Source organism: Streptomyces sp. NBC_00525, assembly GCF_036346595.1.
Classification (GTDB): domain Bacteria; phylum Actinomycetota; class Actinomycetes; order Streptomycetales; family Streptomycetaceae; genus Streptomyces.
The window spans coordinates 3,129,545-3,142,228 of the sequence record NZ_CP107834.1; the positions used below are offsets into that span (position 1 = coordinate 3,129,545).

Here is a 12,684-nt window from a genome sequence, read left to right on the forward strand (position 1 = left end):
ACGACGGGCCGGCCCGGCGACAGGCCCGCCCGCAATGCATCCGGCTGCTCCGCGAGCACTGACGCGTGCGCGTGTCTCACGGTTCCCGGTGGTGTGCATGCCGCACAGACTACGCACGGTCAAAACCCTTCCAGGACCGAACTTCACCCCAAATAACGCAAGTCGGTTCCTACGAATTAGTGATGTGACGCCGCTCACTGAGGCTCCCCTTGTCGACACGAGCAACGCGATCTATCGTGCTGATGTATCGAGCCGATACATCAGACCGGTACATCGGCTCGGCACCAGGGACCGCGGCAGCACTCGAAGAAGGAGGGGCGAGGTTGAGCAGACGCTCCGGCATCCTCGAGTTCGCCGTCCTCGGACTGCTCCGCGAATCCCCGATGCACGGCTATGAGCTGCGCAAACGCCTCAACACCTCGTTGGGCATCTTCCGTGCCTTCAGCTACGGAACCCTCTACCCCTGCCTCAAGACGCTGGTCGCCAACGGCTGGTTGATCGAGGAACCGGGGACCCCTCCGACGGAATCGGCGTCCGGCTCCGGCCGGGCCGTCGCTCCTGCCTCGTCCCTGGCGGGACGCCGCGCCAAGATCGTCTACCGATTGACGGCGGAAGGTAAGGAGCACTTCGAGGAGCTGCTCTCGCACACCGGCCCCGACTCCTGGGAGGACGAGCACTTCGCTGCTCGCTTCGCCTTCTTCGGACAGACGGAGCACGAGGTGCGGATGCGGGTGCTGGAAGGCCGTCGCAGCCGGCTGGAGGAGCGCCTGGAGAAGATGAGCGCCTCTCTGGCCCGCACCCGCGAGCGTCTCGACGATTACACACTTGAGCTGCAGCGACACGGCATGGAGTCCGTGGAGCGCGAAGTGCGCTGGCTGAACGAGCTCATCGAGAGCGAGCGGTCGGGACGGGATCAGCGACGATCCTCGCCCGAGAGCTCAGCTCAGCAGAACACCGCAGGAGAGCCGGACGGCCTGCCCCGGCGGGGAGACAACCCGTCGGATCCGTCCGGCGACACCGCCAAGTGAGCTCACCGCACACCGCGGCGGGCTCATCAGAAACATCCATTACACACAGGGAGCAACCGGAATGGGTTCGGTTCGCGTAGCCATCGTCGGCGTGGGCAACTGCGCCGCCTCGCTGGTCCAGGGCGTCGAGTACTACAAGGACGCCGATCCGGCCGGCAAGGTGCCCGGTCTGATGCACGTCCAGTTCGGCGACTACCACGTGCGGGACGTCGAGTTCGTCGCCGCCTTCGACGTCGACGCGAAGAAGGTCGGCCTGGACCTCTCGGACGCCATCGGCGCGAGCGAGAACAACACCATCAAGCTCTGCGACGTGCCGAACGCCGGTGTCACCGTCCAGCGCGGCCACACCCACGACGGCCTGGGCAAGTACTACCGCCAGACCATCGAGGAGTCGGCCGAGGCCCCGGTCGACATCGTCCAGATCCTCAAGGACCGCAAGGTCGACGTCCTCGTCTGCTACCTCCCGGTGGGCTCCGAGGTCGCCGCGAAGTTCTACGCCCAGTGCGCCATCGACGCCAAGGTCGCGTTCGTCAACGCCCTCCCGGTCTTCATCGCCGGCACCAAGGAGTGGGCGGACAAGTTCACCGAGGCCGGTGTCCCGATCGTCGGCGACGACATCAAGTCGCAGGTCGGCGCCACCATCACGCACCGCGTGATGGCGAAGCTCTTCGAGGACCGGGGCGTCGTCCTGGACCGCACGATGCAGCTGAACGTCGGCGGCAACATGGACTTCAAGAACATGCTCGAGCGCGAGCGCCTGGAGTCCAAGAAGATCTCCAAGACGCAGGCCGTCACCTCGCAGATCCGTGACCGCGAGCTCGGTGAGGACAACGTCCACATCGGCCCGTCGGACTACGTGGCCTGGCTGGACGACCGCAAGTGGGCGTACGTGCGCCTCGAGGGCCGCGCCTTCGGTGACGTCCCGCTGAACCTGGAGTACAAGCTCGAGGTGTGGGACTCCCCGAACTCGGCCGGTGTCATCATCGACGCCCTCCGCGCTGCGAAGATCGCCAAGGACCGCGGCATCGGCGGCCCCATCCTCTCCGCATCGTCGTACTTCATGAAGTCGCCGCCCGTGCAGTACTTCGACGACGAGGCCCGCGAGAACGTCGAGAAGTTCATCCGCGGTGAGGTCTCCCACTGACTCACCTGAGTCAGCCGTGCGGCTGACGGGCGGCAACGCCTGTCGACTGCCGCGCCTTTGAGGGCCCCCGGGCAATGCGCTCGGGGGCTCTCGCCGTGTGTGACCCTTGCTTCCATGCCCGTCGTGCATGACCTGCGCATACTCCTGCGCCTACGCGACTTCCGCCGCCTTCTGGCCGTGCGGGTCCTGTCCCAGTCGGCCGACGGCGTCTACCAGGTGGCCCTCGCCGCCCATGTGGTCTTCGCGCCGGAGAAACAGACCTCCGCAGCGGCCATCGCCTCCGCGATGGCCGTGCTCCTGCTGCCCTACTCGCTCATCGGCCCGTTCGCGGGCGTCCTGCTGGACCGCTGGCCGCGGCGCAAGGTCTTCGTGTACGGCAACCTGCTGCGCTCCGCCCTCGCCTGCTGCACCGCGCTCCTGCTCACCGCAGCGGCCCCTCTCTGGCTCTTCTACGCCTCGGCGCTGTGTGTCACCGCGGTCAACCGCTTCGTCCTCGCCGGGCTTTCGGCCGTACTGCCGCGCGTGGTCCCCCGGGAGCAGCTGGTGCTGGCCAACTCGCTGTCGCCGACCGCGGGGACTCTCGCCGCCACGGCCGGCGGCGGGCTCGCCTTTGTCGTCCGGGTGGTCCTCGCGGACTCCGACACCGCCGTGGTGCTGCTGGGGGCGGTGCTCTACCTCGCCTCGGCGCTGGCTGCCCTGAGCCTGGCGGCAAGACTGCTCGGACCGGACCGTGCCGCGACCCCGGTGCCGCTGCGCGCAGCGCTCGCCACCGCGGCCGGTGGACTCCTGGACGGGCTGCGACATGTGATGCAGCACCGCAGCGCCTCGCGGGTGCTGGCCGCGATGACGGTGATCCGCTTCTGCTACGGAGCGCTGACCGTCATGGTGCTGATGCTCTGCCGGTACGCCTGGACGGACAGCGATGACGACGGGCTCGCCCTGCTCGGTGCGGCGGTGGTGGTCTCCGGTGCCGGGTTCTTCGCCGCGGCCGTGCTGACCCCCTGGGCCGCGGCGCGGTTCGGGCGGCTCCGCTGGATGGTGGTGTGCGCGGCGACGGCCGCGGTTCTCGTACCGACCCTGGGGCTGTGGTTCGCGCCGGTGCCGATGCTGGTGGCCGCGTTCGTGCTCGGTCTGGTCACCCAGGGAGCGAAGATCGCCACGGACACGGTGGTGCAGACGGCCGTGGACGACGCCTACCGGGGCAGGGCCTTCTCGTTCTACGACGTGCTGTTCAACGTGGCTTTCGTCGCCGCTGCCGCAGCGACCGCGCTGGTGCTGCCTCCTGACGGGCGGTCGGCGGCTCTGCTGGGCGGTGTGGCGGTACTGTACGCAGGCTCTGCCCTGTACCTCGCGCATTGGAGTCGGGGCCGTGCTGTCCTATAGCGTGCCCGCGTCAAACCAGACACACGATTCACGGGGGCATCCAGATGACTTACCCGCCGCAGCAGGGCAACGGCCCATACGGCCAGCAGCCCGCTCAGCCCTACCCGCCTCAGCAGGGCGGCTACGGCTTCCCGCCCCAACAGCCGCAGCAGGGCTGGGGCGCTCCCCAGCAGCCGTATCCCCCGCACCAGGGCCAGCCGCAGCCGCAGGGCTGGGGCGGCCCCCAGGGGCCTTCGCAGCCGTCCGGCGGTAAGAAGGCGTTCCTCGCCACGCGGAACATCATCATCATCGTCGTGGGCATCGTCGTACTCATCGGCCTGAAGTTCGGCTGGTCCGAGATATTCGAGTCCGACGCCAAGGCCGCTGCGGTGGGCGACTGCCTGGAGAACAAGGGGACCAACTTCAACCCGGACATGAAGTCCGCCGACTGCGGCTCGTCCGCTGCGGAGTACCGGGTCGAGGAGGTTCACGACAACACGACGGACACGGACCTGTGCGACGCGGAGAAGTACGTTGCCTACACCGAGAGTTCGGGCCGCCGTAAGAGCCGGAGCAGCGTGGTGCTCTGCCTGACGCCACTCAAGACGGCCGACTGAGCGGCTGCCTCAGCGCACCACCGGGGGCGTTGTTTCACGTGAAACAACGCCCTCGGCATACGCGGAGGCGCTCATGTTTCACGTGAAACATGAGCGCCTCCGACACACAGAAGGGAGCGCGGCAGGGCTTCAGCTCTGCGCCGCCCACCACTTCTTCAGTTCCTCAACCGCCTGCTCATGCTCCAGTGGCCCGTTCTCCAGCCGCAGCTCCAGCAGGAAGGCGTATGCCTTGCCGATGACCGGGCCCGGGCCGACGCCCAGGATCTGCATGATCTCGTTGCCGTTCAGGTCCGGCCGGATGGCATCCAGCTCCTCCTGGTCCTTCAGCTGGGCAATGCGCTCCTCCAGCCCGTCATAGGTGCGCGAGAGGGCGGCGGCCTTGCGCTTGTTCCTGGTGGTGCAGTCGGACCGGGTCAGCTTGTGCAGCCGCTCCAGGAGCGGTCCGGCGTCCCTTACATAGCGGCGCACCGCGGAGTCGGTCCACTCACCGTCTCCATAGCCGTGGAAGCGTAGATGCAGCTCCACCAGCTTCGAGACGTCCTTGACCATCTCGTTGGAGTACTTGAGCACCGTCATGCGCTTCTTGGTCATCTTGGCGCCCACCACCTCGTGGTGGTGGAAGGAGACCCGTCCGTCCTTCTCGAACCGCCGCGTCCTCGGCTTACCGATGTCGTGCAGCAGGGCTGCCAGGCGCAGAACGAGGTCAGGCCCGTCCTCCTCCAGGTCGATCGCCTGCTCCAGGACGGTCAGCGAGTGCTCGTAGACGTCCTTGTGCCGGTGGTGCTCGTCGCTCTCCAGCCGGAGCGCCGGCAGCTCGGGCAGCACCTGCTGAGCGAGCCCGGTCTCCACGAGGAGGGAGAGGCCCTTCCGGGGGTGCGCGGAGAGGAGCAGCTTGTTCAGCTCCTCGCGCACCCGCTCGGCGGAGACGATCTCGATCCGGCCGGCCATCTCCGTCATGGCGGTGACGACCTCGGGAGCGACCTCGAAGTCGAGCTGCGCGGCGAACCGTGCCGCACGAAGCATGCGCAGCGGGTCGTCGGAGAAGGACTCCTCGGGCGTACCGGGAGTGCGCAGCACCCGCTCGGACAGGTCCTCCAGGCCCCCGTGGGGGTCGATGAAGTCCTTTTCGGGCAGGGCGACGGCCATGGCGTTGACCGTGAAGTCGCGGCGCACGAGGTCGTCCTCGATGGAGTCGCCGTAGGACACCTCCGGCTTGCGCGAGGTCCGGTCGTACGCCTCCGACCGGTACGTGGTGACCTCGATCTGGTAGCCGTCCTTCTGGGCCCCCACCGTGCCGAAGGCGATGCCGACCTCCCACACGGAGTCGGCCCATGGCCTGACGATCTTCAGCACGGCCTCGGGACGGGCGTCGGTCGTGAAGTCCAGGTCGTTCCCCAGCCGGCCGAGAAGTGCGTCACGGACCGATCCGCCGACCAGTGCGAGACTGAACCCGGCATCCTGAAATCGGCGGGCGAGGTCGTCGGCGACCGGGGAGACCCGCAGCAGTTCGCTGACTGCGCGGTGCTGCACCTGGGTCAGGGCGCTGGAGTTGTCTTCGTTGGCATTCGGCACAACAGAAAAGGGTACGTGCCCCGGCCGGTCCGGGCGTCACGCATTTCCCCCGCCCTGCGAGACTCTCCCGATCATGCGGCAGACACCCCAGCACTTAGCCCCCGCGCACCTCGTTACCATGCGGGGACGCAGCAACGGACGATGCTCGACAGCAGCTGACGAAGACGAGGGACGGGTACGCGTGGCCGAGGCGGCACACATCCAGGGGACGCATCCCTCTCCTGCCCGCCGGTGGCTGCGGCGCACAGCCGCCGTGCTCGCCGGGGCTCCGCTCGTCGCAGCCCTGCTGGCCGGTGCCTCCGCGCCGCAGGCCCGCGCGGAGGCGGCGAGCAAGGCCCCGACAGGTTCCAGCACGGTCGCGATCGCGCTGGACGAGCTGACTCCCAGTGCCCCTGAGAAAGGGGACACGCTGCGGATCTCCGGCACCCTGACCAACAAGGGCAAGGAGACGGTCACCGACGCACAGGTGGACCTTCGGGTCGGCCCCCGGCTCTACAGCCGGACCGCCATCGACACGGCCGACCGCCGCACGGGATACCTGCCCGGCTCGGACCCGTATCCGATCGGCGGCAAGTACACGGTCGAGATCGACAAGCTGCGCTCGGGCATCAGTCAGGACTTCACGCTCTCGGTGCCCGTCAGCAAGCTGGGGCTCGGGGACGACGGCGTGTACCAGCTGGGTGTCTCTCTGACCGGCCGCACCTCGCACACCGTGTACGACCAGGTGCTCGGCATCGAGCGGACCTTTCTGCCGTGGCAGGACGGGGAGAGCGACTCCAGGGTCGGCCTCAGCTACCTCTGGCCGCTGATCGCCTCCTCGCACCTCACGGCGGAGACCGGCTCGGACGAGCAGCAGACCCCGGTGTTCGCCGACGACGACCTCGCCGCCGAGATCGCACCGGGCGGCCGCCTGGAGCAGATGGTGTCGCTGGGCAGGCAGCTGCCCGTGACCTGGGTCATCGATCCCGACCTGCTGGCGAGCGTGGACGCGATGACCAAGCCGTACCGGGTCAGGTCGGGCGACACCACCGTCGCCGGGACCAACCAGGCGGTCGCCAAGAAGTGGCTCACCTCGCTGGAGGCCGCCGTCTCCGAGGGCAAGGTCGTGGCTCTGCCCTTCGGCGACCCGGACCTGGCCTCCATCGCCCACCGGGGCAAGAACGTCTCGGGCACCCTCAGCCATCTGCAGAACGCCAGCGAGGTCGCCGCGATGACGGTGGAGACGATCCTCCACCTGAAGCCCTCGACCGACTTCGCGTGGCCGGTGGACGGCGCGGTGGACCCGTCGATCGTGGACGTCGCCACCTCGGCCGGCGCCCACCACGTGATCGCCCGCAGCGACAGCCTCGAAGAGACCGGGAACCTCACGTACACGCCCTCCGCGGCCCGCCCCATCGGCGGCGGCACCACGGCGGTGGTCGCCGACGCACGGCTCTCCACGGTCTTCCAGGGCGACATGGGCAACGCGGGGAACTCCACGCTCGCCGTACAGAAGTTCCTGGCCCTGACCCTCGCCCTGGCCGAGCAGGACACGGACAAGGAACGCTCCGTCGTCGTCGCGCCCCAGCGCATGCCGACGATCGCCCAGGCGCAGTCGATGGCCCGTGCGCTCCACGTACTGAACGACGAGCGCTGGACTCAGGCCCAGGATCTGACCCGCGCGTCCACCACCGAACCGGACACCGAGGCCACCACCAAGGTGCCCCCTGCCTCCCGGTACCCGAAGAAGCTGCGCCACCAGGAGCTGCTTCCCCAGGCGTTCCAGGACATCAAGTCCATCCAGTCCTCGCTCGACAACTTCCAGGTCATCCTCACCCACCCCGAGCGGGTCGTGACGCCCTTCGGCAACGCCGTCAACCGGTCCATGTCCACCACATGGCGGGGCAAGCCGCTGAAGGCCCAGCAGTACCGGGACTCGGTGCGCACCTATCTGCAGGGGCTCGTCGGCGAGGTGCAGCTCGTACCGAAGTCCGACATCACCCTGTCCGGGCGCAGCGCCACGATCCCCGTGACCGTGCAGAACAGGCTGCTCCAGGACGTGGAGAACCTGGTGCTGCGGCTCAAGTCGGACAACGCGACCCGGCTCAAGCTGAACGACGGCGGGAGCATCGCGGAGCAGCCCATCCGGATCGGCGCCGGGCACAGCCAGTCGGTCAAGTTCGACGCGGCGGCCAACATCAACGGCCAGGTCCAGATGACCGCACAGCTCTACACGAAGGACGGCACCCCCTACGGTGAGGAAATGGCCTTCACCGTGAAGGTCTCCGAGATCACCCCGACGGTGCTCCTGGTGATCGCCGGCGGACTGCTGCTGCTGGTCCTCGCGGGCATCAGGATGTATGCACACCGCAAGCGCGCCAACGCGGGCGGCGCGACGGGCGACGGCGGCGGTGAACCCGAGCAGCCGAGTGACCCGACGCCGGACACCGGTCCCGAAAGCACGGAGCCGTCCGGCACGGGTGAGAAAGTGGACCGTTGAGCGATGTCTGTCGTGGCCGGTCGGCCGGGGACGATGAGGTGGGGTTTCGATGAACGCGCCGTACGACGGTGACCGCGGTCAGGGTACGGGCGGGGCCGGCTACTCCGGCGGTCCTCCGGTGCCCCCTGGGCCGGAACAGCAGCCCGCACCGGACCCGTATCTGCAGTCCGCGTACGACTACGACCCCTACCGGGCGCAGGACCTCTCCGCCCAGGACCCGGTGAACGAGGCGCTGTACGACCGTGCCGCGCACCCGCCGCCGCCCCCGGGCACCTACCAGCAGCCGCAGCCGCTCTACCAGCAGCCCCCGGCGGCCCAGTACGCCCCCGACCCCCGGATCTGGGCGCAGACCCCGCCGCCCGAGCCCGCCGGACCCTCCCGCCACCTCCCGTACGGCGACAACGCCGCGACGACCCAGTTCGTCGGCGTGGACGATCTCGTCACGCAGGCCTCCGCCGACCACGACGAGCCCGACGCCTTCGCCCACCTCTTCCGGGACCAGGAAGGCCCCGCCGCCTCCCCGGCACCCGCACAGCCCGAGCCCGCCCCCGCGCCGCCCAAGTCCGGGGGCCGCGCCTCCGGCCTGTTGAAGTCCAGTGCGGTCATGGCGGCCGGCACGCTCGTCTCGCGCCTCACCGGCTTCGTCCGCAGCCTCGTGATCACCGCGGCACTCGGCGCGGCGATGCTCGGTGACAGCTTCACCATCCCCTACACGCTGCCCACGATGATCTACATCCTCACCGTGGGCGGCGGCCTCAACTCCGTCTTCGTCCCGCAGCTCGTCCGCTCCATGAAGGAGGACAAGGACGGCGGCGAGGCGTACGCCAACCGGCTGCTGACCCTGGTGATGGTCGCTCTCGGCCTGATCGTCGCCGTGGCGGTCTTCGCGGCTCCCTGGCTCATCCGGCTGATGTCCTCGACTATTGCGGACGAACCGGCGGCCAACAGCGTCGCCGTCACCTTCGCCCGCTACTGCCTGCCCACCATCTTCTTCATGGGTGTGCACGTCGTGATGGGCCAGATCCTCAACGCCCGCGGCAAGTTCGGCGCGATGATGTGGACCCCGGTCCTGAACAACATCGTCATGATCTTCACCTTCGGCATGTTCATCTGGGTCTACGGCACCTCCCACGAGTCCCGGATGGGTGTGGACACGATCCCGCCGGACGGCGTGCGCCTCCTGGGCATCGGCACCCTGCTCGGCCTGGTCGTCCAGGCGCTGGCCATGATCCCGTACCTCCGCGAGGCCGGGTTCCGCTTCCGCCCCCGGTTCGACTGGAAGGGCCACGGGCTCGGCAAGACGGTCAAACTCGCCAAGTGGACGGTCCTGTTCGTCTTCGCCAACCAGGCCGGTGTGCTCGTCGTCACCCAGCTCGCGACTGCGGCCGGCCACGCCTCGGGCAAGGACGGAGCGGGCTTCCTCGCCTACTCCAACGCCCAGCTGATCTGGGGCATGCCGCAGGCGATCATCACCGTCTCGGTCATGGCCGCCCTGCTGCCCCGCATCTCCCGCGCCGCCCACGACAACGACCCCGGCGCCGTCCGCGACGACATCTCGCAGGGGCTGCGCAACTCCGCCGTGGCCATCGTGCCGGTCGCCTTCGCGTTCCTCGCCCTGGGCGTTCCGATGTGCACCCTGCTCTACGCCTCCACCGGCCCCGAGGCCGCCCGCTCCATGGGCTTCATCCTGATGGCCTTCGGCCTCGGCCTGATCCCGTACTCCGTGCAGTACGTGGTGCTGCGCGGGTTCTACGCGTACGAGGACACCCGCACACCCTTCTACAACACCGTCATCGTCGCTGTGGTCAACGCGGCGGCCTCGGCCCTCTGCTACGTCGTCCTGCCCGCCCGGTGGGCCGTGGTCGGCATGGCGGCCTCCTACGGCCTCGCGTACGCGGTGGGCGTCGGGATCGCCTGGCGCCGACTGCGCAACCGCCTGGGCGGCGACCTGGACGGCGCGCACGTCGTCCGCACCTACGCCCGGCTGTGCCTCGCCGCGCTGCCCGCCACCGTGGTGGGCGGGGCGGCCGGCTTCGGGCTGCTGAACGTACTGGGGAACGGGGCGCTCGGTTCGCTCGTCGCTCTGGTGTGCGGCGGGGCCCTGCTCCTGGGAGTGTTCTTCGTCGCCGCCAAGAGGATGCGCATCGAGGAGATCAACGGCATGGTCGGCATGGTCAGGGGACGGCTCGGCCGCTGAGAACGGCCGCACCGCACAACCATCGCCGGTCTCCGCGTGTCGTGCATAGCGCCGGAGTGTGGGCACAATTGGCGTGACTGTGCAGAGCTGGCTGGCATCGCGCAACGGATGGGGAGGCAGGAACGACGGTGGCGGAACGTAGCACGGCTGCCGTCGACGTGGCCGCAGACAGCGGGGACGAGCCGCTGACCGCCAAGGCGGACGAGGCCACGACCGACGGGACGGCAGAAGCGCAGGACGCGGCGGACACGGACTCCCAGGGGGAGGACGGCGGGCAGACCGCTTCCGAGACTTACCCGGCCGCCCCGGACCTGCACAGCGGACACAGACTGGCCCGCCGCTACCGGCTGGAGGAGTGCGTCACCCGGCTGGACGGCTTCAGCAGCTGGCGGGCCGTGGACGAGAAGCTCCGCCGCGCGGTCGGCGTCCACCTCCTCACCGCGGATCACCCGAGGGCCCGCTCCGTCCTGGCCGCCGCACGGTCCGCCGCCCTGCTGGGCGACCCGCGCTTCGTCCAGGTCCTCGACGCCGTCGAGGAGGACGACCTCGTCTACGTCGTCCACGAATGGCTCCCCGACGCCACCGAGCTGACGGCCCTGTTCGGCGCCGGCCCGATGGACGCCCATGACGCCTACCAGCTCGTCAGCCAGGTCTCCCAGGCCATGGCCGCCGCACACCGGGAGGGCCTGGCCCACCTCAGACTGACCCCCGGCGCCGTGCTGCGCAGTTCGTCCGGCCAGTACCGCATCCGCGGCCTCGCGGTGAACGCCGCGCTGCGGGGCATCACCTCCGACGGCCCCCAGCGCGCCGACACGGAGGCCATCGGCGCCCTGCTGTACGCCGCGCTGACCCAGCGCTGGCCGTACGAGAGCGACGCGTACGGGCTCACCGGACTACCCAAGGGCATCGGTCTGCTCCCGCCCGACCAGGTCCGGGCGGGGGTGCACCGGGGCCTGTCCGAGATCGCCATGCGGGCCCTCGCCAACGACGGAGCCACCGCGTCCCGCCAGGAACAGCCCTGCACCACACCGGACGAGCTGGCCAAGGCCGTGGCGGCGATGCCCCGCATCCGGCCGCCCGAGCCCGTCTTCACCGCCCCGCCCGAGTACCAGCGGACCACCTACCAGCAGGGCACGTACGGCCGGCCGGCCATGCCCGGCGCCGGGGTGACCCAGCCCGTCGTCCCCGTGCCACCGGCCCCACTGCAGAGCCGCACCGGGCGGGCCCTGAAGTGGGCCGTCTCCGCACTGCTGATCGCCGCACTGGGCCTGGGCAGCTGGCAGCTCGCCGAAACGCTCATCGACCGCAACAACAACTCGAGCGACGACCCCGGCACCACCCAGACCAACCCGGACGGTGAAAAGGGGGATGCCAAGCAGGCAACACCGAAAATCCTGCCCATCCGCACCGCCAGCGAGTTCTATCCGGACGGGTCGCCACAAAACATCGACGGTGTCACAAGCACCTACGACAAGGACCGCACGTCGTTCTGGCGCACCAAGACCTACTACGACGGCCCTGTACTGGCCCCGTTCAAGAAGGGAGTCGGCATCATTTATGATCTCGGCTCGCCTCAGAACGTCTCGGGTGCCTCCATCGCACTCCGATACGGAGGCGATCACACCAGTATCTCGCTTTATGCAGTGGACTCGTTGACCCCGGTGAAACCCATCACCTCGCTGAGAAAAATCGCCGAGTCGACGACATCGACCACCCTGATGAAGCCACAAGCAAAAACCCCTGTGGAATCACGCTATGTACTTCTGTGGATAACTGCCGCACCGTACGCCGATGGCGATCAATACAGTCAGGCCGGATACAAACAAGGAATAACCGATGTCTCATTCCTTGGCACCTCGCCACATTAGGTGAATTCTCGGACGAGGTGACCCTCTCGACGCGGCGGGTTCCCTTTGGTAATTCCGATCGGGTCCGATCGAGTGGCAGTAGGGCTGCGGCATGAGCCTTCCTCTTGCGGTAATACCGCCGACCGGTCGGAGCAAGAAGACTCGTGTCCACCCTGGTGCCACCCGTGGCGTACCTGGTCACTCTGTTTCCTGACGTCCCTCGCCCACGCCGCCATGGCCCTGGCAAACTTCACCACGAGGCAGACCAGCGATCTTCACTCGTCAGCGCGCAGATCGGAAGTTCTCACCACGTCAAGTGAATTCTCATAGACCTTCACAAGATCGAGCTTGATCTTGGAGAACAGATAGCAGAACTTCGGCAATGCGAGACTCCCCCTTGCATTGCACATCATTTATTGCAGTCGATATTTCCCGCAT

At 68.4% G+C, this 12,684-nt stretch carries 8 protein-coding genes; 7 read left to right on the plus strand and 1 reads right to left on the minus strand.

The annotated features are described in order from the left end of the window. The first annotated feature begins 323 nt into the window (after nt 1–323). From OG710_RS13700 to OG710_RS13715, 4 genes are all read left to right on the plus strand, one after another. On the plus strand, nt 324–1,028 hold the full coding sequence (locus tag OG710_RS13700) for a PadR family transcriptional regulator (protein ID WP_111329651.1): 705 nt from the start codon (nt 324–326) through the stop codon (nt 1,026–1,028). A gap of 61 nt (nt 1,029–1,089) precedes the next feature. Continuing rightward, complete coding sequence (locus OG710_RS13705; RefSeq protein WP_330239589.1) at nt 1,090–2,172, plus strand: inositol-3-phosphate synthase; 1,083 nt, start codon at nt 1,090–1,092, stop codon at nt 2,170–2,172. A 114-nt stretch (nt 2,173–2,286) separates the two neighbouring features. Beyond that, the gene (locus OG710_RS13710; protein WP_330239590.1) at nt 2,287–3,555 is read left to right on the plus strand and encodes an MFS transporter; all 1,269 of its coding nucleotides are present in this window, start codon (nt 2,287–2,289) and stop codon (nt 3,553–3,555) included. A gap of 44 nt (nt 3,556–3,599) precedes the next feature. Beyond that, nucleotides 3,600–4,151 (plus strand): LppU/SCO3897 family protein, encoded by a 552-nt coding sequence (locus tag OG710_RS13715; RefSeq protein ID WP_330239591.1) that lies wholly within the window; start codon nt 3,600–3,602, stop codon nt 4,149–4,151. Nucleotides 4,152–4,280: 129 nt separating this feature from the next. Here the strand turns inward: OG710_RS13715 and OG710_RS13720 are convergent, their stop codons facing one another. Continuing rightward, on the minus strand, nt 4,281–5,723 hold the full coding sequence (locus tag OG710_RS13720; protein WP_330239592.1) for a CCA tRNA nucleotidyltransferase: 1,443 nt from the start codon (nt 5,721–5,723) through the stop codon (nt 4,281–4,283). Between the two features lie 181 nt (nt 5,724–5,904). Here OG710_RS13720 and OG710_RS13725 point away from each other — a divergent pair, with 181 nt between their 5' ends. The 3 genes from OG710_RS13725 to OG710_RS13735 all read left to right on the plus strand — a co-directional run bounded on the left by OG710_RS13725 (nt 5,905) and on the right by OG710_RS13735 (nt 12,267). Continuing rightward, nucleotides 5,905–8,202 (plus strand): DUF6049 family protein, encoded by a 2,298-nt coding sequence (locus OG710_RS13725; RefSeq protein WP_330239593.1) that lies wholly within the window; start codon nt 5,905–5,907, stop codon nt 8,200–8,202. A 49-nt stretch (nt 8,203–8,251) separates the two neighbouring features. Then, a complete protein-coding gene (gene murJ, locus OG710_RS13730) occupies nt 8,252–10,399 on the plus strand; it encodes a murein biosynthesis integral membrane protein MurJ (protein WP_330239594.1) in 2,148 nt (715 codons plus the stop codon). A 128-nt stretch (nt 10,400–10,527) separates the two neighbouring features. Then, nucleotides 10,528–12,267 (plus strand): protein kinase family protein, encoded by a 1,740-nt coding sequence (locus OG710_RS13735; protein WP_330239595.1) that lies wholly within the window; start codon nt 10,528–10,530, stop codon nt 12,265–12,267. Nucleotides 12,268–12,684: the final 417 nt, after the last annotated feature.